This window comes from Deltaproteobacteria bacterium HGW-Deltaproteobacteria-6 (assembly GCA_002840435.1).
Classification (GTDB): Bacteria; Desulfobacterota; Syntrophia; order Syntrophales; family Smithellaceae; genus UBA8904.
Window position 1 is genome coordinate 574,984 of the sequence record PHAT01000005.1, and the last position, 25,079, is coordinate 600,062.

The 25,079-nt window shown below is 51.6% G+C and carries 17 protein-coding genes; 2 read left to right on the plus strand and 15 right to left on the minus strand.

Annotated elements, in window-relative coordinates; genetic code table 11:
• Positions 1 to 41: 41 nt before the first annotated feature.
• The 10 genes from CVU71_12860 to CVU71_12905 form a co-directional block, all read right to left on the minus strand.
• Positions 42 to 818, minus strand: coding sequence for an enoyl-CoA hydratase (locus CVU71_12860; protein PKN18718.1), 777 nt, complete (start codon positions 816 to 818; stop codon positions 42 to 44).
• A gap of 305 nt (positions 819 to 1,123) precedes the next feature.
• Entirely contained in the window at positions 1,124 to 1,408 is a 285-nt protein-coding gene (locus tag CVU71_12865) for a hypothetical protein (GenBank protein ID PKN18383.1), read from the minus strand.
• Positions 1,405 to 3,117: a hypothetical protein gene (locus CVU71_12870; protein PKN18384.1), complete on the minus strand. Its 1,713-nt coding sequence runs from the start codon at positions 3,115 to 3,117 to the stop codon at positions 1,405 to 1,407. Before CVU71_12870 ends, CVU71_12865 begins: the two co-directional genes overlap by 4 nt.
• Before the next feature lie 31 nt (positions 3,118 to 3,148).
• Positions 3,149 to 5,056: an acetyl-CoA hydrolase gene (locus CVU71_12875; GenBank protein ID PKN18385.1), complete on the minus strand. Its 1,908-nt coding sequence runs from the start codon at positions 5,054 to 5,056 to the stop codon at positions 3,149 to 3,151.
• Between the two features lie 281 nt (positions 5,057 to 5,337).
• On the minus strand, positions 5,338 to 6,933 hold the full coding sequence (locus CVU71_12880) for an AMP-dependent synthetase (GenBank protein PKN18386.1): 1,596 nt from the start codon (positions 6,931 to 6,933) through the stop codon (positions 5,338 to 5,340).
• Positions 6,934 to 7,075: 142 nt separating this feature from the next.
• Complete coding sequence (locus tag CVU71_12885; protein PKN18387.1) at positions 7,076 to 8,407, minus strand: butyryl-CoA:acetate CoA-transferase; 1,332 nt, start codon at positions 8,405 to 8,407, stop codon at positions 7,076 to 7,078.
• 81 nt (positions 8,408 to 8,488) lie between these two features.
• The gene (locus CVU71_12890; GenBank protein ID PKN18388.1) at positions 8,489 to 9,346 is read right to left on the minus strand and encodes a 3-hydroxybutyryl-CoA dehydrogenase; all 858 of its coding nucleotides are present in this window, start codon (positions 9,344 to 9,346) and stop codon (positions 8,489 to 8,491) included.
• Between the two features lie 320 nt (positions 9,347 to 9,666).
• Positions 9,667 to 10,806 (minus strand): acyl-CoA dehydrogenase, encoded by a 1,140-nt coding sequence (locus tag CVU71_12895; GenBank protein ID PKN18389.1) that lies wholly within the window; start codon positions 10,804 to 10,806, stop codon positions 9,667 to 9,669.
• Positions 10,807 to 10,886: 80 nt separating this feature from the next.
• Complete coding sequence (locus CVU71_12900) at positions 10,887 to 12,137, minus strand: acetyl-CoA C-acyltransferase (protein ID PKN18719.1); 1,251 nt, start codon at positions 12,135 to 12,137, stop codon at positions 10,887 to 10,889.
• Between the two features lie 280 nt (positions 12,138 to 12,417).
• Complete coding sequence (locus tag CVU71_12905) at positions 12,418 to 12,804, minus strand: hypothetical protein (protein ID PKN18390.1); 387 nt, start codon at positions 12,802 to 12,804, stop codon at positions 12,418 to 12,420.
• Positions 12,805 to 13,016: 212 nt separating this feature from the next.
• Between CVU71_12905 and CVU71_12910 the strand changes: the two genes are divergently transcribed.
• Entirely contained in the window at positions 13,017 to 13,676 is a 660-nt protein-coding gene (locus tag CVU71_12910; protein PKN18391.1) for a DNA-binding response regulator, read from the plus strand.
• A gap of 13 nt (positions 13,677 to 13,689) precedes the next feature.
• Here the strand turns inward: CVU71_12910 and CVU71_12915 are convergent, their stop codons facing one another.
• The 4 genes from CVU71_12915 to CVU71_12930 all read right to left on the minus strand — a co-directional run bounded on the left by CVU71_12915 (position 13,690) and on the right by CVU71_12930 (position 21,314).
• Positions 13,690 to 14,847 (minus strand): hypothetical protein, encoded by a 1,158-nt coding sequence (locus CVU71_12915; GenBank protein PKN18392.1) that lies wholly within the window; start codon positions 14,845 to 14,847, stop codon positions 13,690 to 13,692.
• A gap of 272 nt (positions 14,848 to 15,119) precedes the next feature.
• The gene (locus CVU71_12920; GenBank protein ID PKN18393.1) at positions 15,120 to 15,719 is read right to left on the minus strand and encodes a hypothetical protein; all 600 of its coding nucleotides are present in this window, start codon (positions 15,717 to 15,719) and stop codon (positions 15,120 to 15,122) included.
• 44 nt (positions 15,720 to 15,763) lie between these two features.
• Positions 15,764 to 18,910, minus strand: coding sequence for a hypothetical protein (locus tag CVU71_12925; GenBank protein PKN18394.1), 3,147 nt, complete (start codon positions 18,908 to 18,910; stop codon positions 15,764 to 15,766).
• Positions 18,911 to 19,178: 268 nt separating this feature from the next.
• Positions 19,179 to 21,314, minus strand: coding sequence for a hypothetical protein (locus tag CVU71_12930; protein PKN18395.1), 2,136 nt, complete (start codon positions 21,312 to 21,314; stop codon positions 19,179 to 19,181).
• A gap of 320 nt (positions 21,315 to 21,634) precedes the next feature.
• Between CVU71_12930 and CVU71_12935 the strand changes: the two genes are divergently transcribed.
• Positions 21,635 to 22,051, plus strand: coding sequence for a GNAT family N-acetyltransferase (locus CVU71_12935; protein ID PKN18396.1), 417 nt, complete (start codon positions 21,635 to 21,637; stop codon positions 22,049 to 22,051).
• Positions 22,052 to 22,286: 235 nt separating this feature from the next.
• On the opposite strand, the gene CVU71_12940 is transcribed toward CVU71_12935, so the two are convergent.
• The gene (locus CVU71_12940; protein ID PKN18397.1) at positions 22,287 to 24,974 is read right to left on the minus strand and encodes an acyl-CoA synthetase; all 2,688 of its coding nucleotides are present in this window, start codon (positions 24,972 to 24,974) and stop codon (positions 22,287 to 22,289) included.
• Positions 24,975 to 25,079 lie beyond the last annotated feature (105 nt).

A 25,079-nucleotide genomic window follows, 5' to 3' on the forward strand; every position in this document is an offset into this window, starting at 1 on the left:
TTAAAAATGTCGTATTCGAAAATAGAAAATATGATGCGCAGTTACTTATTTTTAAAACCATCAACTTTTCTTTTTTCTACAAATGCTTTCATTCCTTCCATTTGATCTTCCGTTGCGAAGCAGTCACCAAATAATTTTTCTTCAATGATGATGGCTTTGTCCATGTCGACCTGTAAGCCTTCATTGATTGCTTTTTTGCAGGCGCGAACGGCTATCGGAGCATTTCGCGTAATTTTTAAAGCCATTTTCTTCGCCGCCGGCATCAGGTCTTCCGCAGGAAATACCGCATTAACCAACCCGATTTTGTAAGCTTCATCGGCTTTAATGTTTGCGGCCGTATAAATCAGTTCTTTTGCTTTTCCGATTCCGACGATGCGCGCCAATCTTTGTGTCCCACCGAATCCGGGCGGAATTCCCAGTCCGACTTCCGGTTGTCCGAAGATCGCATTTTCAGAGCATAATCGGATATCGCAGCTCATGGACAGTTCACAACCGCCGCCCAGGGCAAACCCATTGATCGCGGCAATTACGGGAATGGGAAATGTCTCTAATTTTCTAAACACATCATTGCCTGCTTTTCCAAAAGCTTCACCCTGGGCTTTTGTCAGGGTTGACATCTCCGCGATATCCGCGCCTGCCACAAAAGATTTTTCTCCGGCGCCCGTAATAATTAAAGCTCTGACTGCGCTTAAATCAATGGCGTCCAAAGTCTCATCCAATTCCTTAATGACTTGAGCATTAAGCGCGTTTAAAGCTTTCGGCCGATTGACCGTTATGACTCCCACACGTTCATTCAGTTCATATTGAATTAATTCCATCATCTCATCTCCTTCGCCAAACAGGTTTTTTCTGCCGTCATATTTAAATATAGTAGGGAACGGTCCGTTTCTCTGTCGCCATAACCTAACCGACGGATGTCCAGGAAGTTGCACGTGGTGGCACGAGGTTATGCGTTCCTGGAAGACCGTTCCCTACAACCATCTTTTAAACGGCCGCGACGGCCGCGGCCATGTCCCGGCCGCCGCTGCGCCAAGAGGCCGGATCCGGGCCCGCATCGCGCCGCTTCATGAATTCCATCCATTGTTCTTCTGCGGGTGCGAAATTCATCATTGTTTCCTTCCGTTTATTTTTTACGGATTTCCAATTTATATTCAAACTGCCAAACCATCCGGGCATGCTTCCTTTGCGCCGATCGAGGACTTTCATTGGCTCTGGGGAAGCATGACCCGGGATGGCGGATGCCGGATTTCGTTGCTTCATCCATCTTTTGGAAGCAGGATAAAAGATTTTCCCGTTTCAGTAAATTCGGTGAACACCGTATTTCCGATACCGGATATCCGTATTTCCTGCTGACACTGTGTTCCGGAGAGGGAGCAGCGTTTTCCCTGGATGACGTGTACCGTTTCATTTCGGCGAATTATCCTCTTCAATCAGTTTCGTGAGATTGCTTAAGGCTGTCTTGCTGTCTGCCGCGGTTTCTCCGAGCAGATGGGCAATTTCATGCGTGACGCGCATCTGTCTGTTGACGACCTCCTTGGTCCTGGCCAGCATGGCCTCCCGAATGGCATTGGATTTTTCCCGTTCCTTTTCCCGCTCCGTGATATCCCGAAGAATGGCCACCATCAATGGCTGCCCTTCGACCCGACCGATGGTCTGCTCAACGATAATGTCGTCGCGCATCCATCGCGCCTTGCCGACAACGTGTCGGCCCGTGTCGCGAACATACTTGAAGTCATCCAGTTCGGAAGTGAGACAGGACAGATGCTGCCCATGAACGTCCGCCAGCCTGTGTTTAAAGAGCTTTTCCGCCGATGGAGATAAATCATGGATCGCCAGGTTGTCGTCGATGATGATGATGGCATTGGGCGCCGCATCCATGACGAACTGATGCAATGATTCCGAACGATGCCGCATATAGGGAATGCACATCGTCGGGTCGGCCATGCCGCGCAGCGTGGCGATGGCCTTTTCACGGCAGGTGGAATAGCCGCAGGCGCCGCAATTCAATTGATCAACGGAATTATATTTATTGACCTGACGCATGACGGCCTGAATTTTCTCTTCCTCATACTCAGGTATCCGGATGCCCCGGTCTTTGAAAGTGCGCTCCATGGGCGGCCACATTCCTCTCGGAACGGAAACCGGCTGCCGGCGGCGACTGAAGCCGTCCCGGCTGGCTGGATCGGATTCTTCTTCCGGATTTGTTAAGGCCAGGCTATTTACACAACCGCCTCTGCACGCCATCAGTTCCACCAGTTTTTTCTTCACGCTGCCCGCCCGGATATCGCGCAGAACATCCTGACAGTCATCAAGGCCTGCGACCACAGCCATATCCTCATCCAGGGTTATCGGATTTAAAGCAGTCACACCGATCAGACCGCCTTTAAGGGGGAAAAGGCGCGCGCGATCGGCGGGCTGCGCCTCCGGAATATCCCCTGCGGGTCCGTCATCGATGCCCGCCGCCGTAAACCATTCATGGAGGCCCCGGAAGGTCATGGCGGCATGAATGACGCCGGCAACCGGTTTGTGATAGATTTCCATTTTCTTGGCCAGACACGGACCGATAAAGACAATATAGGCGTCTGATCCGTATTTCTTTGCCAGAAGGCGCCCGTGGGCAATCATGGGAGAAACCAGCGGCGCTAAATGGGGCAGCAGATCGGGGTGGTATTTTTCAATCAAATTGATGACGGCGGGGCAGGCGGAGGTAATGACAGGCCACCGCTCCGGATGCTGATCGACATATTCCTGATGAGCCATTCCGACGATGCCGGCGCCGATGCCTGTGTCTTCGGCCGCCTGAAATCCGAGATTCAGGAGGGCCTTCTCCATTTCAGCAAAGTTTTTCATGTGAAAATACGCGGGGGCCGAATGCGCGACCGAGGCGATAAGTTTCCGGCCTTCCTGCCTGGCCTTCAGAACATCTTCCATGGCACTGTGGATGCCTTTTGCCTTTTGCGGACACACGCGAATACACATCCCGCAAATGATGCAGAGTTTCGGGACAACCTGCGCCTGCCCGTTTTTAAACCGGATGGCCTTGACGTTGCAATTGCGCACGCAACGGTAACAATCACGGCAATCGGCGGCATTGGTTTCGATATAGGGTATGCTCATGGTATTGCCTCATCATCAAAAGCGTTGTGTTTCAGTCCCGGAAGGTGATCTTCAATTCCCAAAGTCCGGCGATGTTCTTTTTCTCCAGATCAAACCCGCCCTTGTTAAAGACGTGCAGCATCGGATGATTTTCGGCCAGAACCTCCGCCGTAACGCCTAAAAGGCCCTGGCGCTTGGCAAGGTAAGTCAGATAGGCTAAAAGTTCCGACCCTATTCCCTGATTGTTATACATATCCTTGACGGCAAAGGCGACTTCCGCCGTATGGGTGGAGCCGTTAATATAGTATCTGCCGACACCGACGATTTCCTCGTTTTCCCCTTTTGGAACGACTGCCAGTATGGCCATTTCGGTCGTGTAATCAATGATCACGAGTGACTGCAGCACTTCATGCGGGACGTCTTTTCTGGTAGACATGAAGCGGCGGTAAAGGCTTTGCTCCGACAGAGAATATATAAAATCCTTCAACCGGGGCTCATCGCTGATTTTGATGGGCCTGAAAAAGATGTTCAGGCCGGTCTTCGTTGTCTTATGAGATTCCAGATGCTCCGGGTATTCCCCCCGCGTGCCGGGAATGAACTGCTGATCGTGATAGACAATGTTTCGTTTCTTTGCTTCTTCAATCAGCATCGGCCTGAATTTGGGATGGGCAATGGCAATGAGCTCCATGGCGCGCTCGCGGACATTCTTGCCGTGAAGATAAGCAATGCCGTATTCCGTTACGACGTAATGCACATCTCCGCGGGTTAGCGTAACGCCGGCGCCTTCGCGCAACGATGGAACGATCCGGGAAGCGACGCCGCAGGCGGCCGTGGATTGCATGGCCAGAATGGCCCTGCCGCCTTTGGAGAAAACAGCCCCGCGCATGAAGTCCGCCTGTCCCCCCACGCTGCTGTGAAAAATGCTGCCAATGGATTCCGCCGTGGCCTGTCCCGTCAGATCGATTTCCAGGGCGCTGTTAATGGCCACCATGTGGTCCTGCTGGGCAATGACCATCGGGTTGTTGGTGTAGTCAATCGTCCTGAAATCAAAGGCCGGGTTGTCATGAAGATATTCGTAGGTGGCCTGATGCCCCATGCAAAATGTTGTCACGGTTTTTCCCGGGTTCACATTTTTTCTGGTATTGTCAATGACGCCTTTCTTCATGAGATCGACGATGCCGTCACTGATCAGTTCGGTGTGAACGCCCAGATGCTTTTTGCCGCAGAGGTTCTGCAGGACGGCATTGGGAATTCGTCCGTAGCCGACCTGAATGGTGTCGCCGTCTTCAATCAGGCGTGAAACATAGTTGCCGATTCTGATGGCGATATCCGTTTCGGCTTCCGGGCTGTATTCCAGAAGCGTTTCGTCGCGGGGAACGATGTAGTCGATATCGCTGATATGCAGAAATGCGTCGCCATGAACCCGGGGCATGAAGCGATTCACCTGAGCGACAACAACCGATGCACTCTTCACAGCCGCCTTGATCACATCGACGCTGATCCCCAGACTCATGTGGCCTAGATTATCCGGAAGGGACGTCTGAATCAGGGCAATATCAATTCTGGCCATGCCTTTGTCGAAAAGCTTCGGCGCATGGGAAAGAAAGATCGGCGTATAGTCGGCAACGCCCTGGTTGATGGCATCCCGCGTGCTGTCGCCGATAAAGAAAGAATTGTGCCGGAAATGCTGCTTGAATCTTTCCGCTGCGTAAGGGGCGACGCCCAGAGACCGGATGTGGAGAACTTCGGCATCACAGAAAGCTTTGGGATTGGATTTTACATAATGAATCAGAGACTGCACCAGATGTTGTGGTTCCGCGCAGGCCGATCCGATGAAAATCGTATCCCCCCGGTGAATGCGGCCGAAGATCACATTCTCCGTGGCAAACTTTTCAGGATATTTTTCTCTCCAGTTTTCCAGATCCATGCTCTTTCCCTCACGTTTTGCGTTGAACGGCATCTTTGTGACGACTGTTTAAAAAAGGCGGGGCCGATCAATATGCTCCCGCCTCTTCTATTGAACACACCTGCCCGCATGCTATGCAGATGCCGCGTATTACCCTTGGCGGAATAGATGCTTAAGATCATCAGGCGGGCTTCGGATACCGGCTTTTTAGGTCTTCCTGAATCTCAAAGCCGCTGCGGTCCGGCCTGGAGGTTCAAGCCGGACCCTGTGAATCACGCCGCATGATTTTTTCGAGCGGTGAAGGATGAAAACGGCGGCCCGGTTTCCCTAATGGATTACCCGCCGATCTTTTTCTCCTGATTCGCCCAATACTGCGCCCGTATTTCGCGCTTCAATATTTTGCCCGTGCCGGTTTTGGGCAGTTCGCTTACAAAATCCACGGAACGCGGCAGCTTGAACTTGGACAGCAGCGTGGCGCAATGGTCGATGATCTCTTTTTCAGTGGCCTTCATGTTCGGCTTCAGCACGACCAGCGCCTTGACCGCTTCACCCCACTTGGGGTCCGGGACACCGACCACGGCGCATTCCATGACGGCGGGGAACTTGAAAATGCCCATTTCAACTTCCGCAGAAGCAACATTCTCACCGCCACTGATGATCATGTCCTTGCCGCGATCGACGATTTGCACGAAGCCCTCCTGGTCGATGTTGGCAATATCGCCGGTATGCAGCCAGCCATCGATGATGATTTTGGACGTTTCCTCCGGATCGTTCCAGTAACCCTTCATCACGTTGTTGCCGCGAACAATGATCTCTCCCGCCGCCTCGCCATTAGGTTCCACGTCCCTGCCATCCTCATCAACAACCCGCAATTCGACGCCGAAGACAGGTTTGCCGGTCTTCGCGCGATAGACGAGCTGCTCCTCAAAGGGCAGTGTCTTCATATGGTCCTTCAGCGTCGACAGCGTCAGCATGGGACAGGTTTCCGTCATTCCGTAGGCCTGATAACATTTGACGCCGAATTTTTCCTGAGCTTCCCGCAGGATAGTGATCGGAACCGGCGCGCCGCCGATGATCATGCGCTCCCACGAGGAGGTGTCATATTTGTCCGCCCCGGGATGGTTCAGCAGCATGGTGACCATGGCCGGAACCATTGCTCCGATCGTCACTTTTTCCTTCTGGATAGCCGCAAGCACTCGTTCCGGGCGGAAATCCCGGACAATCACATGGGTCGCGCCGGAGCCGGTGATGCCATGGGGCGAGCCCCAGCCATTCACGTGAAACAACGGCACACTGTGCAGCTGCGTGTCGGCATCGGTAACACCCAGCATATGGATATAATTGATGGCGTTTGAGTAGATATTACGGTGAGTCATCATCACGCCCTTGGGTCTGGATGTTGTGCCGCTCGTATAAAACAGTTCGGCGACATCGTTTTCATCTATCTCGGGCCGGGGGGGCCTCTCCGTTGAAGCCTCATTCAGCAGTGTATCATAGTCAGGCCAATCGATGCCTTCAGGGCGATGGCCGTCGGTAAACAGCATGAAATGCGTGACCGTTTCCAGTTTGTCGGCAACCGGGGCCACCAGATTTGCATACTCCCAATCAACGCATACCACTTTGGCGCCGGCATGGTTCAGAATGTATGCGATCTCCTCCGCGCTCAAACGGATGTTGATGCAAAGGAGGATGGCGCCGATCTGGGTAATGCCGTAATAGGACTCAAGGATACGGTGTCCGTTGGGGCCGATATAGGCGACACGGTCGCCCTGCTTGACGCCTTCACCGATCAGGGCATTGGAAAGCCGGTTGACCCTTTCGTTGAACTGGTTGTAGGTAAATCGTTTCTCTCCGTCAATGATACAGGTCTTGGGACCATACAACTTGACGCCGCGATCTAGAAAATGAGTGACTAACATAGGTACTTGCATAATTGTTGCCTCCGTATATTTTTAAAGTCATAAAGTATTGTTTTATTCGGACACGCATAACTGATTTTCCGGCCATGATTTCGGTTGCGCAGCATGACGGGCTGATGATGCGTCTCTCTTCTTCATTACATTTGTTTAAGTCCTATCGGCCTTTAACCCATATCCTCATTTTTTCGGCCTGGCCGATCAGCTCTTCTCTGAAATCCGGATGAGCTATACTGATGAGGGCCTCGGCCCTTTCCCATGTTGATTTGCCTTTGAGCTGAACAATGCCGTATTCCGTAGCTACATACTGGACGATAGAACGAGGCACGGTGACAATGGACCCCGGTTCGACAAAAGGAACAATGCGCGAATGCAGTTTCCCTTTTTTATCCTTGAATGTTGAGCTCAGGGAAATGATGCCCTTGCCGCCTTTCGATTGAAAGGCGCCGAAAATAAAGTCGAGCTGGCCGCCTGTGCCTGATTTGTGGTTGATCCCGGATGATTCCGAACAGACCTGACCGTAAAGATCCACTTCAATGGCGTTGTTAATGGCAATCACTTTGCTGTTGAATGAGATAATTCTCGGGTCGTTGGTAATATCCACCGGGTAGGAAGAGCAGGTGGGATTATGATCCAGGAAATCATAGAGCTTTTTAGTGCCCATCGCAAAAGTGTAAACCATTTTGCATTTGTCCACTGATTTCTTTTTGCCGGATATCTTGCCGGCATTATACAGATCGACGAAGGAATCGCACAGCATCTCCGTATGGATGCCGAGATCTTTCAAATCACTTTCGGCAATCATCTGCCCGATCAGATTCGGCAGACCGCCTATCCCCAGTTGCAGGCAGGAGCCGTCTTCGATTTCCTTCATGATAATTTCGGCAATGCGCCGATCCACGTCTTTGGGAGCCGCCGGTTTAATCTCCGTCAGAGGCGGGTTCTTCCCCTCCACGATATAATCCACTTTGGAAATGTGGATGGACTCTTTGTTGCCTCCGTAACAGTAGGGAACGTTCTTGTTCACTTCGACAATAATGATCTTTGTTTTATCCAATGCCGCGCCCGTCAGCGAATTGCACAGGCCGTAATTGAAATAGCCGTTTTTGTCCATCTCGGCTACCGTGATAAACGCGACTTCAAAGTCGATATATTTCCTGATCGTCCGCGGCCCCTGGTGGTAACTGAAAGGAATGTAATTGCACAGATCAGCGTCATGAAGACGGCGGCTGGCCGTGGAGAAATGCCAGTCATTCATGATCACATGCTCGCGCTTGGGATCAGCTTCCACGACCTTGGGCACCCGTGCTGTGCAAAGAGACCTTAAATCAATGTTTTTGAGCAGATGAATTCTTTTGGACAGTGCTTCATCCAGAGATTCGGGAATCAGAATAAATTCACTGTAAAAAATTCTATCACCGGACTTGACGTAACTTGCCGCTTCCTCAGCTGAAACCAGTTTGTTTTTATAATCCGCATATACATCCATATTCCATCACCCTCTAAAAAAATTTGATGTCAAACTTTGAAAAATCATTCATCCCAAAAACTGTGGAGGTCCCGGTAATGTTCATTTCGTATAGTCATACACGCCGCGGTTGCACTTTCTGCCTAAATTTCCGGCCCGGACCAGTTTCCGCAATAAAGGCGCCGGCCGGTATTTATCGCCCAATTCTTTGTGCAGGCCTTCCATGACGCGAAGCAGCGTGTCATTGCCGATCAGGTCGGACAGGGCCAGAGGCCCGATAGGATGATTGCAGCCAAGCTGCATGCCGAGGTCGATGTCTTCCGCGGTGGCGACGCCTTCATCCAGTGCGTAGAAGGCTTCGTTGATCATGGTGCAGAGGATCCGGTTGACGGCAAACGCCGGTGCTTCCTTGACGATAATGCATTCCTTGCCCAGCTTTTTCCCCCAGGCCAGCGCGGCTGCGAGTGTTTCGTCCGATGTCTGGTAAGCCCGGATGACTTCCAGCAAGCGCATAACGGGCACGGGATTAAAGAAATGGGTGCCGATGACTTTTTCCGGACGGTTGGTAATCGCAGCCATTTCCGTGATGCTGAGGCCGGATGTATTGGTGAAATAGAGACAGTCAGCGGAGACTATTTCATCGAGTTCCCTGTAGAGCTTCTTCTTGACGTCCATGACTTCAATAATGACCTCAACAATAACATCCGCGTCTCTGGCTGCTTCCTTAAGATCAAGGACCGGTTTGATTCTGGCCAGGATGGCGTCCGCCTCCACCTTCGTTTTTTTTCCTTTTTCCACGTCCCGGTTAATATTTTTGGTAATGGCTTTCATTCCGCTGTCGATGAAGCGCTGTTCGATATCGCGCATGGTCACATCCATGCCAGCCTGAGCGCAAACCTGTGCAATGCCGTTGCCCATCAATCCCGCGCCTAAGACACATACTTTTTTTATTTCTTTCATGACGGTTTCCTTATGAAATTTTTATGGTTATTGAAAATTGCCTGTCGCTTTGCGCTGTCTGTCCGCTGCCCGATGGTTCTGAGTGCTGTCGGGCTTATCGTTTGATTGCAACGTATCAACAAATGCCCGCAGCGTAAATTCGGTGGAGACCTCATTTTACATCTTCAATCTCCGTATTAGCGTTATTCACGGCCCCTTATGCCGACATGGCAGCTAAGGACCAGGACAGCAGATAGTCCATTTTCGGGGACCCGGTAAACAGAAAAAGGCCGGGCCCTGCCGGCCTTTTTCCAAACTTGCCTGACGACAGATTCGCAATATTATTTCTGCAGTAATTTGCCGATCGTCATGATTTCCGCCTCTTTGGTGCCCTCATAGAGTTCGAGAATCTTGGCATCGCGGTACCACTTCTGGACATCATACTCTTCCATGTAGCCATAGCCGCCGTGGATTTCCACGCCTGCATTGGCGCAGTAGACCGCTGTCTGACCGCCCAGATATTTGCCCATGGCCGCCAGGGTATAATCGGGTGTTCCATTGTCCACCAGCCAGGCGGACTTATAGATGAAGCCGCGCAGGGCTTCAATCTTGATGGCCATTTCCGTCAGCTTCTGCATGGTGATCTGATAGCTTCCCAGAGGAGCGCCGAAAACCATTCTTTCCTTGGCATATTTTACAGAGGCGGCGAGGCACGCTTCCGATAGTCCCAGCGCCTGCGCGGCAATCATGATCCGGGTCACATCAAAGAAATGCATGAGCTGGTAAAAACCTTTGCCGGGCGTGCCGACCAGATTTGCAAGAGGTACGCGAACGTCTTCCAGCGCGATTTCCGCCGTATCACTGGCGCGCAGCCCCAGCTTGCCGTGAAGTTTGGTCCGGGTGACGCCCTTGGTGTCGCAGGGAACAAGAATCTGGCTGAAGCTGGAATGCTTTTTGGCATCCGGTTCCGTAATCGCCTGAACGATCATATGGGTGCTGCAGGTCCCGTTGGTGATGAACATTTTGGTTCCGTTGATGACCCAGTCCTTGCCGTCTCTGACGGCTCTTGTTTTATAACCCGCCACGTCGGTGCCCGCATTCGGTTCCGTATAGGCTCCGGCAAAAACATACTCGCCGGTGCAGATGGGCGGCAGGTATTGCTGTTTCTGTTCTTCCGTTCCGTAGTGATAAACGTTCTGGGCTCCAAAGCAGGCGCCGTAAAGATTTAATCCGATGCCGATACAGGCTTTGGATAATTCTTCGGTGATAATGGTATGCCCCAGGAAACCAACGCCCGGCCCGCCGTACTCTTCCGGAATCCAGGCGCCCAAAAGGCCGTTTTCAGCCGCCTTCATTCTCACCTCAGGCGTATACGCTTCTTTTTCATCCGCCTCATGGGCAATGGGCACCATTTCAGCCTGGCCAAATTTGTAAGCCATATCCTTTAGCATTTGCAGCTCGTCACTTAATCGATAATCCATTGTATTCTCCTTTACGTAAATTTTAATTTGTCTTATTTTACCTTCAGCGATCCGCTATCAGACTGAAGACCGTTTTCTGCTTACAGAAGCTCCAAAGCCGTCGCCATGGACACCCCGCCGCCGCCGCAAAGTGTTGCCAGGCCCAGGGGCTTGCCATTCTTAATCATGGCATGGAGCAGGGTGACCATGATGCGGCATCCCGTTGAACCGATGGGATGACCCAGTCCGATGCCGGAGCCGTTGATGTTGGTGATATCCCGGTTCAGCCCCAGTCCTCTTTCGCAGGACAGATACTGCGCGGCAAAAGCTTCATTGACTTCAATCTGACCGAAATCACTGATTTTAAGGCCTGATTTCTTCAGCAGCTGATGGACGGCCGGGATGGGGCTGGTGCCCATGATGGAAGGATGGCATCCGCCGTAACCTACGGCCTTAATCCGCGCCAGCGGCTTCAAACCCAATTCCTTTGCCTTTTCGGCGGACATGATGATCATGGCGCTCGCGCCGTCATTGAGTCCCGAAGCGTTGCCGGCAGTGACTTTTCCGACTTCCGGGATAAAGGCCGGTTTGAGGGCCGCAAGCTTTTCCATGGTCAGGCCGGGCATGAAATGTTCGTCCTTATCGAAAATCACCGGCGGTTTGCCTTTTTTGCCGGCCAGGGTGATGGGTGCGATTTCGGCGGTAAAGTCGCCGTTTTTTGTTGCGCGTTCCGCGTTGTTGTGGCTCCTGAGGGCGACTTCATCCATTTCTTCGCGGGTGATGCCCAGCATTTGGGCGACGAATTCCGCCGTCAGGCCCATGATATAGGGTTTGCCTTTATACAGATCAATGGGCATGCCGGATTTGACGGGGCCTTTCTCCGGTCCGGGAAGGAGGCGCGATCCGCAGAAAAGTTTGCGCTGCAGCGCGTCTTCGAGAACCTGATCCTGCAAACGATAGCCCCAGCGGGCTCCCGACAGGGCATAGGGAACGCCGGACATGTGTTCGACGCCGCCGCCCAGAATGACATCCGCTATTCCCGCCTGGATCATGGCCATACCGGAAACCACGGCTTCCATACCGGAAATGCAAACCCGGTTGACGGTGACCCCGTTAACCGTGTCCGGAATCTCCGCCATCAGCGACGCTACTCTGCCGATATTCAGGGTGTCATGGTGCTCGCAGCAGCAGCCGAACCGGACATCATCAATAATCACCGGATCGATACCGGCGCGCCGCACGGCTTCTTTCATGGCGACGCTGGCAATCACGGGGCCGTTGGAATCCTTCAGTGTGCCGCCGAAACGCCCGATGGCTGTGCGGCAGGCAGAAACAATTACTACATCCTTCATCGTATTCATTTTTATTCTCCTTTATCTTTTTCCGGTTTACCATCCGGGCTCATGTTTCCCTCCTTCGCCGTTCGAGGAGGGGGGGATGCCCACAGCATTCAGGGGGAAACATGAACCACGGAATGGCGGTTATCTTTATTGCATCATTTCGTTTTTACTTTCGGATGCAGAATAGGGAATTCTCCTTTTTCTGTAAATTCGGTGAACCACTTATTTCCACTGGAAGGATGAACGCATTTTTGATGACGCTCACCTTACGCGGTTTTGGCCGGCGGCCGGCTCAGTTATCCGTTATTTTGTCCGCCTTGCGCTCAATGAAAATAATATCGATAATGCCATCCGTGTTGATGGAATTTTTCGAAAGACAATAATCCACACCGCTGTCCTTGGCTTTTTGCAGGTATTCCGGTTGGTCATGACTTGTGATCCAGATGACACGCAAAGCAAGATGATGCGCTTTGAATTTCTTGGTCAGTTCAAAACAAGCGGTTCCCATGGACTGGACATCAATGAAGACGATATTCGGAGAAAATTGTCTGAATTGCTCCATGAGATCGGCGCAATTCGCGCTCAGGTTGATCACCGAAGATGAAATTTTCGTCTTCAGGATATCAGCCAGCATCTGCCCGTAAGTCAGATTATTATCGATGATCATGATTTTCGGCATCAGATTCTCCCTTTTTCTTCAGGCGCTATTGTCTGCCTGGCTGACAGACTAGGGAAAAGGCACACGAAAGTAAATCAGGTGATGGCCTTATTTATGTCCGGACAAGACCCTATTCCGAAAATGATTAATGCGGAGAATTCCGGTTTGGTGCTTTACGAACGCGTGATCTCATGGTAGGTTGATAACCATTACATGTACCGAAAAAGAAACTTATGGATGCGGAAAAAAAGAAAATTGTTATTGCCGAAGACCACACGATTCTCAGGGAAGGCCTGAAAGCAATGCTTTCTTCGATTGCCGGGCTGGAAGTGATCGGAGAAGCCGAAGACGGACGCGAAGCCGTTCGAAGCGCCTCGGAATTGAAGCCCGATCTCATGCTGATGGACCTCTCCATGCCCCGGATGAACGGCATTGAAGCCATCAAGGAAATCAAGAAGCAGCATCCGGAAATTAAAATCCTGATTCTCACGGTGTATAAAACAGAGGAATATGTTCTGGCCAGTCTTCAGGCCGGGGCGGATGGCTACATTTTAAAGGAAGCAAGCCGCGCCGAATTTTTACTGGCCATCAAGAATGTGCTGATGGGCAAACACTACCTGAGCCCCGAAATCTCGGGAAAAGTGATTGAGGGTTATCTGAAGGGCAAACAGGAAAACGTCCCTGTTACGGTCTGGGATACGCTCACCTCCCGGGAACGGGAGATTCTGAAGCTGGTGGGAGAGGGATACAAGAACCGGGAAATCGCCGACGATTTGTGCATCAGCATGAAAACGGTGGAAAAACATCGGGAAAATCTGATGAAAAAGCTCGATCTGCATACGGCATCGGCCCTGACGGCCTACGCCATCGAGAAAGGGCTGGTTGCTCAATAAGGCGACTCAATATTTACCAGGATGCAATAATGGCGGTGCCCTTATTCAACCGCGAGTCTATCACCAGGGAGCCCCCGGTAAGTTCCGCCCTTTCCCGCATGCTGATCAGCCCCATGCCCTCCAGAACGGAGATGTCGTCGTCCATGGCGACCTTTTTCATGTCAAAACCCCTGCCATTATCCTCGATCGTCAACTGAATCCTGCCCTTGACTTTTTTCAGTGAAACAAGCACGCCGCTTGCGCGGCTGTGTTTTGCAGCATTGTTGAGCGCTTCCTGAAGGATCCGGTAAATAATAATTTTCAGGGGCTCCGGAATATCTTCCTCGGCAAGCTGAATATCCTGCTCCACTTTCATGCTGGTGTAAACCACCTGCAGTTCCCTGCAAAACCAGGAGATAGTCGCCAGAATGCCCAGATCGTCCAGAATGGACGGCCGCAGATCCATCATGATTCTGCGTACCTCGTCAATGGTCTGCTTTAAAAGATTTATGCCCGCATCCAGAAAACCGGTCGCTTTCGCTATATCCTGTTTTTCATTGAGCTGCAGAATGGTATTCTCCATGCTGAATTTGATCGCCGTCAGGTACTGTCCGATGCTGTCATGAAGTTCCCGGGAGATGTGTTTTTTCTGCCGCTCCTGCATCGTCATCAGCTGCGCGGACAGCACCCGCAGCTGTTTTTCCGATTTCCGGAGTTTCTGTTCCGCCACCTTGCGCTCCGTGATATCTTCCATATGGCTGATGACGGAATCCGGCGGCATATAGATAAAAGTAAACGCGATAATCTTCTGTTTTTTATTCGTGAACATCTGATACGGCGTTTCGAGCTTGATCAAACCATGATCATTGAAACAGGTATTCAAATTCAACTGGAGGTCGGGTCTGTTTTCATAGATAATGCTTGCCGGCTTATCCAGAAAGTTTCCAATCAGTCCATCCGTGAAATCTTCCATGGTGATGTTATAATCAGCGACGATAAAATCATTGCCCTTTTTCTGCCACGTGATGGTCGGAATGTTGGTAAGCCGGTATTGAATCTTGAGACGCTCTTTTTCCGTTTGAATCATCTCATCCATGCGCCGGAGCCTGATTTCATTTTGTTCCAGTTCGGCTACTCTCTGGCGTAAAACGGCTACTTCATTTGCCCCTGCCGGATTTTCTTTCTCCCTCACCTGACGTTCTCCCTGTCTTAAAATATTTCACATTTTCTCATGCGGCAATCCTGCGGGTCTTTTTTAAAAAAAGCAGGCAAACCATCCGGGGGGGGCCTGTTATCTGACGGAAAGGCAAAATACGCGATAAACAATAAGCGGCGCCCGGATGGCAAAAAGACGAAAGAAGAATAGCAGGAAAGAAAGCAACAGTAAACGTTTTAGTAATGATTTGGGGGGAGCCGGAAACGTCAACACTTCAGCTTCCTTCATTCCGCCTTATCCCGAAACGATCAAAATGATGTGGTTCCCCAGCGCAGGACATGGGTGCGCCGGACCACTTCATCGTAGAGCTTTTCCAGCGGTTCGGCGGCCTTGGCCCCCTCAATTGCGGCGAGTGCCGCAGCAACCGCCTCGATGGTGGACATGCCGTCGGCGCGATGCTGATCGCGCAGCCGGCCCCGGGAGGGCGCGGGAGAGGGTAGAACCAGCCGGGGCAGGGACCACAGCGTCGGGGTGCGGTGATAAAGCCTCCGGGCCTGACGCCAGGTTGCGTCCAGAACCACAATGCGCCCGGGCGGCGTTACATCCTGCTTTGTATCCGGTCCGTCGGGCCACAAGAGCCATGTTCCGGGAGCCTGAAGCAACTCATCATCAAGAGGCGAAAGCCCGACGCGGGTGCCGCCGCCCCAGGCGATAATTCGGGCATTCGGCAAGGCCAGGTCGATTAACCGGCCGGTGTTGCTGGGACGTCCGGCTTCTCCGATGTGCCGCAGAATCAGAAATTCCGTTCGCGTCGGCACAGAAGGAATGACCGGGCAGATGCAGATTTCCCGGCGCAGCAGGCAGCGCAGGCAATGAGTGTCGGCATTACGGGGCTTGAAGGCACGCATGATTCAGCTGAAAACATCCTTTCTACTGTCCGTCAATAAGCTTTTCAGCCCTCTCCATATAAAACAAAAACAGACCAGTAAAAGGGATTAGGATATTTTGACTTGATCTCCTTGCGGGCAAACTTCAGCGCCTCCGCATTGCTTTTGCCGGATTTGATCTGGCCGTAAAATGACTTCATGTATTCCACGGCGGCCTCGGAGGCCACTTCCCAGAGGCTGACAACAACGCTTCGCGCTCCGGCATGCTGAAAGGCCCGCGCAAAATTGGCCACTCCCTCGCCCTCCGTCATCTTGCCCCTGCCCGTCGAGCAGGCCGATAAAACAACCAGCTCGGCATTCAATTTCAACCCCAGCACGTCGCTCAGGGTTAAAAACCCGTCATCGCCTTCTTTATTTTCCACCTGTCCCAGAATGATGAAAGGTTCCTGGATACCCTGAATTTTTCCCGGCAGATCGGCGTGGGTGGCGAAATGCAGATAGCGATAATCGCCAAGCGAGGCCTTGCGGAAATTTGTTTCGTTCGCGGCTATGCCCAGCAAAATAGCGGGAGGTACGGGCTGGACGCCAAAGAGCAAAGCAATGGCCCGGATCTCATCCTCTGTTTCGGGAAGCGCCGGATAGACCACTTCTTCGGTTGCCGTCGCGGCGTCCGTTTTGCCCAGCAACGTTAAGCCGCGATAGGCGTATTGTTTTAAACCGGGGCCTGGCGCAGGCAGGGGCTTTCCCTGCTTGTAGGCTATATAGCGCGGGTCCGCCCGGTCATAAACAGGATTGCCGATGGCAAAGAGCGTTTTTCCCGTCGCCTGCGCTTTCAGCATTCTGGTCAGGGCCAGAGAAGTTGCCGATTGGGCGTAGGTGATGTTCCACTGATCACCGGCGTAGAGGTTTCCGCGTTCGTCCCTGCCTTCCCTGACCACCAGCGCCTCAAACGGCAGAAGCCCGAGCAGCCGGTCGGGGACGATGATCAACCGCTGCGCTTTATTGTTTTCACCCGCGAAAACGGGGGCCAGCAGCAGATGATAAAGTTCTCCGGCCGATTTTGCGGAAAACCCGGCAAACCTGCCGGAAGTCAAAGGCTCGATGAATTTCTGCACCTTTTCGTCCAGTTGATCTCCAGAAAGGTTGATCCGGTAAATTTTAACAACGCCGCCCTTCCGGACATCAAAGACAAAAACGGCATCATGGCTGACGCCGAATTCGATGATGGCCTCCGAATCATTCAGGGGCAGTGATCCTGCGGCAACAGGCCGCGGATAATGAAGGGCGGCATACAGCGGATAATCCTTTCTTATTTCCAGAATGAGGGAATCGAGTTGCGACGTCACGTTCCTTTCTTCAGACAGGAGGTTTTTAAAGGCCGCCTCGCCTTTTGCATAAGCGCTTTCCTTGTTCTTCCCGATGGCGGCAAGCGCTTGAACAATCTCTGCTTCTTTTGATTTGATGGATGCCGGGATTTGCGGATCTTCGGATTTCCTTACGGCTCCCGCCATGGTTTCCAGAAACATCCGGGCCTTGGCCAGTTCGGCAAAATAAAAGGCGCTCGCGGCGGCATCCGTGCCATAGGGCGCAAAAGCATCATCCTGCGTTTCTCCCCGGATGGCCATGGCCGCAAGAACTGCCATCAACTCCCGGTAAGGTGTCAGCCTGCTGATATAACCGCCGCCTGCGAAAAACTCGCCGCGCTCTCCAACGGCGCGTCTGATTTCTTCAATAATGGTGACTGCCTGCAGCAGTTCCTTTGATGATTCCCTGAGCGCGCCTTTGCCCTTCAAAGCCAGGCCGTACTGGGTGTGGTACTCCAGAGCGCGGTTCCGGCTGTCCCGCCAGTTGGGGGGCAGTTCCCGAAGCAGGGCCAGCGCGTCATCATATTGATTTGTGGCAAGATAAACCTCTATCAAACCGGCATGAATCAGGCGGGTTTTTGTAATACGCCTGCTGAGATTTTTCCGCTCGATAAATACGTCCTGTGCTTCACGGTATCGCTTCTGGCGGAGATAAACAGCGCCGATATTGTTGAGGCGCGCGGCAATGTTATGCGGATTGTCCAGTTTCCTTTCTATCTGCAAGGCTTCCTGGAGATTGGCCAGCGCCTGGTCATAGAGGCCCTGCCGGAAATATTCCATTCCGATGTTGTTCAGGCCCAGTGCAATTCTTTGCGGTCTTCTCAATTCTTTTTCGAGTTTCACCGACTGTTGATAATAGTTCAGCGCGGCAGCGGACTTGCCCAGACTCGCATAAACATTGCCGATGTTATTGAGGTTGGTGGAAATCAGGGCCGGATTATCCAGCGCCCTGCTGATTTTCAGCGATTCTTCATAGTTGGCCAGGGCCTTGTCGTATTGATCCAGCTCCTTATACATCGCGCCCATGTTGGTATAGGTTATCGCCAGGTCAGGACGAATATTATTTCTCTTCTGAATGGCGAGCGCCTCCTGATAATAGGCAATGGCCTTGTCACGCATATTCAGATCGCAATAGTTATCGCCGATATTGGTTAAGGTGGTCGCCATTTCCTGCTGATTATTAATCTGCCTCGTGAGCCGGAGCGCTTCCTGATAATAGGCCAGCGGCTTGTCGTATTGGCCGAGGGCTGAGTAGGCACGGCCGATCAGGTTGAGGCTGACGGCGATGCCCTGCAAATCATTCAATTCTCTGTTGATACGGAGCGACTCGGTGAGCACGGACAAAGCCCGGTCATATCGGTTAAGGGCGTTTTGTGATTTGCCCATATTGAAAAGAACGATGGCGACACTTTTTTTATCATTCAGTTCCCGGAATATTCTCAAAGACTCCTCAAAGAGGCCCAATGCTTTTTCGTATTGATTAAAAGTACGGTGGTAAACCGCACCGGTATTGAACAGATTGGCCGCAATCAGATCCTTGTTATTGGCTTTTCTTGCCGCGGCCAGCGCGTCTTCATAGTACTTGAATGCTTTTTTGTCGTCATCCATCGCCTCGTAAACCGCGCCGATGCCGTTGAGGTCGGCGGCTACGCATTCCCAGTCGCCCGCGCAAAGAGCAAGCGAGCGCTGATAATAAGCAAGAGCGTCTTTGTTGTTGCCTGCCGCGGAAGCCTTTTCCCCCATCTCCCACAAGGTTTCCGCTTCGTTTTTTCCCGCCAGCGCGGTATTGACGATCATTAAAGTAAAAATGAATATCAGCAAAATAATGAAGCTTTTGGTCTTGAACATGTTATCTCCTTAAATCTTTTCTTTGCTACATTCTTCCGTCAAAGCTGTCGCTATTTTGATTTGAAATCAAGTGATTTCTTCGAGGTGACTGAACCGGCGGAAGTGCGGAGTCTATCTTGTGCTGTTATGGATCGACGAATGTTATAAAGCACCCCGGGGCGGCGGGGTCAATGGCGCGCCCGGTCTGCTGCAAGCGGTTTTCACCTGCCTCAACCGCTGATTGCTTCGCTTACCATAAAAAATCACCAATAATGCTCTGATGGATAACCTACTTTTTCTTTCTTTTTTTTGCCTTGGGGGGCGCCTGCGCCGGGGCTGTTGCCGGCGCCGGGGTAGCATTCAAACTTTGGGCTTTAGGGGCAAGTCGAATATCGGGAATCACCAGATCAAATTCCTGCCAGGACGGAATCCAGGCGCGCTTATAGTAGATAAACGGATGAAGATTGATCTTGATCGTTTTTGTATTGGCGGGAGCACCGGCGAACACCAGCTCCATCGCAACGGATGTTTGCGGCTGCAGGGCAATACCTTTACCCCGGCTGTCGATATCATACATCTGTTTTTTATGGGCGCCTTGTATAACATAGGCATGTGTGGTTGTATAAAATTTATCGGATTCATCATAAATCTTTGATCTGTTCCATCGGCCGAAGCGTTCATCATAAAAAGCGACAGACCGGACATCGGCATCCGTGTTAATCACTTCCAGCCGGACGTGAATGCCGTCTTTGGCAACCTGGACACTGCGCAGATCAAACAGACATCCCAGCGCGCTAACGGTGGCCAGCGGTTGATAGCTGCGATGGGGCGTTGCCGCTGTTATTTTTTCCTGAGGCGCTTCCGCTGCCGGCCTGGGCTTGGCTTCCGGCACGGCATCCTCGCTTTTGTAAATGGGTTCCCTAGTTTGTTTTTCATAAACGGCCTGCTTTTTCAGGGGCTGTTTTACTTCCTGCTCCTCCAGAACGGTCCGGACACGGAAAGCCATGTTGACGCGCACAGAGTCCCCTTCATTAATAAAAGAGATTAGCCGAACGGCAATAATGCGCGCTTCCGTTATGGCCTGGGTGGAAGATTCCGCAGTTACCTGAAAATTGGTGACTTCAGTTGTGGAGCTGGAGTGCTGCGTCTTGGCATCGTTTTTAACTTCGGCCAGTTTATCCAGAATGGCTTCGGCGGAAGCTTCGGCAGGGCTTTGCGAACCTTTGGTGGTGGCCAGGGCTGTTTTGATAATAATGGATTCATGGGTCCGCTTTTTCTCCTGCAGAACCGCCTGCGCGTCATGAAACTGCCTTTCCACCAAATCTTTTCTTTCCCGAATGGCCGCCACATCGAGGCTCATTTTGTAGTAAGTTTCTTCTTTGCGTTTCAGCAGTAATTTTTGAGTTTCCTTTTCTCCTTTAGCCGTTTTGATTTTATTCTGGAGATTCGTGATTCTGTCCTGAAAAGATTTAACCTGTTCATTTAAGCCGTCTCCGGCGGCAAGATTGCTTTGAGCCGTATCCCGGATGGCGTTTTCAAACCGGGTCAGTTCATAATTTTTAGGATTAAACTGGTTTTGCGTCAGAAATACTTCCAAATCCTTATGGGAGCTTATAACGGCCACCTTATATTTTGCCGAAGCGGCTACCGGGCTTATTTTTCCGGACTTGTTATCCTGGAAAGGGTAAAGCTCATAGCGCTTCAGGCGCAGATACGTTGTCCCGCTTTCACCTTTTTCCAGTTCGATGCGCAGAGGCTCTTCTTTGTTCCATTTAGCCGTGCCTTCCTCCGTGGCGCGGATAAAATCAAAAGCCGCGATGCTATGAATGACTTTTGTGAAGGACTGGATATAAGTTCCCATATACTGGGCGATCAGCGGCGCTGAAGCTTTGTCGGCGGTGCCTTCCAGCTTATGGGCGCTGTCTTTGAATCCGCGGGTGTAGATAACGGCCACCAGGATTTCACCCTGCTTTTCCGACTGGAGCCATCGTTTCAGAGAATCCTTCTGGGTTTTAATATCCTGTTCAAAGCGATCAATCTGGGCATCCAGATTTTCATTGGTAGCGCGGACGGTCTTGATGTCTTTGGCGGCTTCGTCAAGTTCGGTGGAAGAAGCCTGAAATTGCGTTGTCACCTCATCTCTCTTTTTCTTGGCGCGGATAAATTCTCTGTTTGCGGCAAGGATGGAACTCTTGTAATCCGCATCCTCTCTTTCTTTTTCTTCCTCAACAGCCTGGAGGTTCGCTCTCACTTCCTGCCTGGTTGAGAAGCCTTCGCGATTGTCCACTTCGGAACGGATTATTTCGCGGACCGTATCCGGGGAATCGGTAGAAAGGGAAATCCATCGCAGCACGGGAGGGGCCGCATACGCCAAAGCCGTCATAAAGATTAAAGTCAGCGATAAGCCTATTTTAGATTTAAACATAAAGTCACCTCTTTGAGACCATTCGGCGATTGGAAACCGGTTTGATAAGAATTCCCTTTTTGTAAGGATGAAGTATAGGAAACGCTATCCGGTATGTCAATGAAATAATGACTGAAAAGCAGAACAGTGTCTTCCGGGTACACGGCAGACAGGAACCACAGACAGGGTTGTGGAGGATGACTCAGGCGTTCGGGCCGGATAATATTTATTTGCTTTCCAATGATCTTTTATGTAAAAGGGATATCATCCTCAAAACATATTTATTACAAAAAGCCATATTTTAAGTGTGACGTATATTAATTGTTAGCGGGAAATTGATAATGATCAAATACGTGAATTCCAAGCCAACCCTTGCTGCCTATAAGAAGCTGTATGAGAGCACAGGATGGACAACCGCTGATGTGGTGCCGGATGAAGTTTTACAGGCGGCCATTGATAATTCCTGGTATTGGATATCCGCCTATGATGATCAAACGCTGATTGGTGTTGGCCGTCTGGTATCCGATGGGGTTTATTATGCGCATATCCATGACATAATCGTCGACCCCAAATACCGGAATCAGGACATCAGCGCCTCAATCGTTGAGATGCTGAAAGAAAAGTGTCTGAAAAATTCATTCCGCAGAGTGTGGTTGTTTCCGGGAACGGGTCAAGTGGGTTTCTATTTGAGGAATGATTCGGAAAATCGCCCCTCTACTCAACAGTGGGTGAAGTTGATCAACGAATTCCAGTCGTGATCATGGCAAAAATATGTAGTCTTCCCATTGTCCGCTATCATCTTTTCGAGTAAACCAGTTCAAATAATGGTGGATTCCCTTCTTTGCGGCGGTGTTACAATGTCATTGCGAGCAAAGGGAAGCCCTCGCTGTCTGTTAGACTGCCACGTAAAAGTGGACAACTTTATTTATCTGAATTTTTCATGCGCTGCGAAATACGCTCGCGCCCCCTGCAAAGGGGGTCACGAACCTCGCTTCACGAAAGATTCAGCAGCATGGAAACCATGTTTTCATCCTTAGCGTCCAGGGCAAAGTCGCAGCGGCGGAAGATATTGATCATGGCGTAATTTTGCAGAATCGTTTCCGCCCGGATGGCCTTGTATCCTTCCTTTCTGGCCAGCTCAATGCACTGCCGGGACAGGGTAGCGCCCAGATACCGATGCTGCCAGGGATCGGAAACGATAATGGCATATTCCGCTTCGCCCGCGCAGCGTTTGTTTTTGATCAGACGGGCGATGCCGAGAAACTTATACTGATCACCGACCTTCATTTCCGCGACAACGGCGACTTCTTCTTCCGGATTGAGATTGCAGAAACGCTGCGCCCGTTCCGGCGTGGCGGAAAACGGCGCCAGAAACCGCAGCCACAGGGATTTTTCGGAACAGCCATTGACAAAATCCGTCCACAGGCCGACATCTTTGTGATTGAGCAGTCTGAGGCGCACGGGATTGTTATCCACCGACAGCGTGTCGCAGGTCAGGTGGCGGGCGATGGAATCGGCAATGGCGCTCTGCCTCCTGACACCGTAATGATACATCTGCCCCAGCACCTCCGCCGCCATTTCGGCCGTGGAATATACCGGGAAGCCGGCCTGTTCCATTTTCATCACATCGTTGATCATGAATTCCTTGCAGGCCACCACGCACATCACCGGCTTTTCCTTATAGTCGATGCTCTTCATGACGTCGACAAACGAACCCAGGATCTCACCCTGAATCACAACGATAAAACTCGCCACGTCGCCCGATTCCACGCCGATTTCAATGAGATCCTTCACCTGCCCGGGCGTCATGGAAAACGAACAATCAATCGGATTGCCAATGCTGGCATAATCGGGCAAAACATTCTTTAAACGCTTTTCAAAATAAGGTTCCAGGGTGGCCAGACGCATATCGGAAAGGTACAGCATATCGGTTGCCGCGACACCCAGCGAACCGGTATACGTGATGACTAAAACCCCGTTGCCTCTCGGAACAGGCTGTTTGGAAAAAGCCCGCGTCAGCGCGAAAAGATGTTCATTGTCCCGGGCCCGGATGACGCCGCTCTGCCGGAAGGCCGCGTTGTTCACTTCATCATTGCCCGCCAGCGATGCGGTATGCGAGGACACGGCTTTTTTACCGGCTTCCGTCCGTCCCGATTTCAACACGATGACCGGTTTGCGCATCGCCGCCCTTGTTGCCACATCGACAAAACGCTTGCCGCTGCGGATGTCTTCCATGTACATGACGATGACGGAGATATGATCATCATTGCTCAGATACTCCAGAATATCCGTTTCATTGATGTCCATCTTGTTGCCGATTGTCGCCACAATGCCGAAATCAAGCACGTTGCTCAATCCGGTGAGAATTCCCGCGGCGTAAACACCGGCCTGGGCCACCATCCCGACATTCCCTTTTTTCAGATCGGAAAGCAGCCCGATGGACTGCACCATGTTGTGATGGGTGTTAATGACGCCGGAACAATTGGGGCCGAGCACGCGGCAGCCATGCTCGTGAATGATTTTCAGAATTCTTTCCTGAGCCTGCTTGCCTTCCTCGCCGCTTTCGGCGAACCCCGCCGCCTCCACGACGATAAACCGGACGCCCTTTTCAGCGCAATCGGCAATAGCCGACTCAACCGCTTTGGCCGGAACAATGACAATGGCCAGATCCACGGGACCCGGCACATCACGGATCGACTTGTAGGCCCTGATGCCCAGCACGGAATCCTTATACGGATTGATCGGGTAGAGTTTGCCCGGAAAATCGTGGCTCAGCAGATTCCAGAAAACGTTGTAACCCAGTTTTATTTTGACATCGGAGGCGCCGATCACCGCGATGCTCTGAGGATAAAAGAAATCGTGCAGGCTTTCCCTGCCTGCTGCCGCGACGTTTTCATGCGGCGCGGGCTCGGTGACAAACATCCGTGCGTCGACGGTAACATAGCCATCCGGGTAGAGAAATAACGGGTTGATATCCAGTTCGCTGATTTCCGGATTCTCCTCAACCAGCCGGGAGATTTTCAAAAGCAGTTGTTTGAGCGAGTCCAGATCAACGGTCTGACCGCGGTACCCCTTCAGAATATCCGAACCACGGATATCATCAATCATCTGGGCTGCGTCTTTTTCGGTGATCGGCAGAATGCGGAACGATACGTCGCGCAAAACTTCGACAAAAACGCCTCCCAAACCGAACATAATCAGGGGGCCGAAGCTGGGATCGCGCGCTACGCCGATGATGGCTTCGATGCCCGCTTTGGCCATCCGTTGCACCGCAACGCCTTCGATATGCTGATATTTGAAAGTTTCCAGAATGTCACGGTAGGCGCAGCGGACGGCTTCGGCGCTCATCAAATTGAGTTTAACGCCGCCGGCGTCCGTTTTGTGAACAACATCCGGTGAAACGATTTTCATCACCACGGGAAACCCGATTTTATCGCAGATGGCCAGCGCTTCGTCCTCGGAGCGGGCCACCAGGTACCCCGTCGTGGGGATGCCGATGCCTTCGAGGATTTCCTTGCTTTCATGTTCCATCAGGTAGCTGCGGTTGTCCCGAACGGCCTGATGGATAATCTCAGCTAACCCGTCCTGCAAAAGTTTGCCCTTTGTTGATTCCGGCGCCATCCGGGTGACAAATGTTCCCGATGACGCCCGCGGTGATCCTGAGCATGTCCTTTCCATCATGTTCTCCCCCTCATGTGTTTTCCCCTCGTTTTTTTTGTTCCGCAACCAAACAATGCGGAACACGAACACGATAGCGGATTAGCACAGGCGTTGGAAAGATTATAT

Excerpts from the sequence above, each read along its gene's own strand:
- CVU71_12900 (PKN18719.1), bottom strand. The coding sequence starts at position 12,137 with ATGAAGGATGTAGTAATTGTTTCTGCCTGCCGCACAGCCATCGGGCGT.
- CVU71_12935 (PKN18396.1), top strand. The coding sequence starts at position 21,635 with ATGATCAAATACGTGAATTCCAAGCCAACCCTTGCTGCCTATAAGAAG.
- CVU71_12880 (PKN18386.1), bottom strand. The coding sequence starts at position 6,933 with ATGCAAGTACCTATGTTAGTCACTCATTTTCTAGATCGCGGCGTCAAG.
- CVU71_12860 (PKN18718.1), bottom strand. The coding sequence starts at position 818 with ATGGAATTAATTCAATATGAACTGAATGAACGTGTGGGAGTCATAACG.
- CVU71_12895 (PKN18389.1), bottom strand. The coding sequence starts at position 10,806 with ATGGATTATCGATTAAGTGACGAGCTGCAAATGCTAAAGGATATGGCT.
- CVU71_12885 (PKN18387.1), bottom strand. The coding sequence starts at position 8,407 with ATGGATGTATATGCGGATTATAAAAACAAACTGGTTTCAGCTGAGGAA.
- CVU71_12920 (PKN18393.1), bottom strand. The coding sequence starts at position 15,719 with ATGCGTGCCTTCAAGCCCCGTAATGCCGACACTCATTGCCTGCGCTGC.
- CVU71_12890 (PKN18388.1), bottom strand. The coding sequence starts at position 9,346 with ATGAAAGAAATAAAAAAAGTATGTGTCTTAGGCGCGGGATTGATGGGC.
- CVU71_12875 (PKN18385.1), bottom strand. The coding sequence starts at position 5,056 with ATGCCGTTCAACGCAAAACGTGAGGGAAAGAGCATGGATCTGGAAAAC.
- CVU71_12910 (PKN18391.1), top strand. The coding sequence starts at position 13,017 with ATGGATGCGGAAAAAAAGAAAATTGTTATTGCCGAAGACCACACGATT.
- CVU71_12925 (PKN18394.1), bottom strand. The coding sequence starts at position 18,910 with ATGTTCAAGACCAAAAGCTTCATTATTTTGCTGATATTCATTTTTACT.
- CVU71_12930 (PKN18395.1), bottom strand. The coding sequence starts at position 21,314 with ATGTTTAAATCTAAAATAGGCTTATCGCTGACTTTAATCTTTATGACG.
- CVU71_12870 (PKN18384.1), bottom strand. The coding sequence starts at position 3,117 with ATGAGCATACCCTATATCGAAACCAATGCCGCCGATTGCCGTGATTGT.
- CVU71_12905 (PKN18390.1), bottom strand. The coding sequence starts at position 12,804 with ATGCCGAAAATCATGATCATCGATAATAATCTGACTTACGGGCAGATG.
- CVU71_12940 (PKN18397.1), bottom strand. The coding sequence starts at position 24,974 with ATGATGGAAAGGACATGCTCAGGATCACCGCGGGCGTCATCGGGAACA.
- CVU71_12865 (PKN18383.1), bottom strand. The coding sequence starts at position 1,408 with ATGAAACGGTACACGTCATCCAGGGAAAACGCTGCTCCCTCTCCGGAA.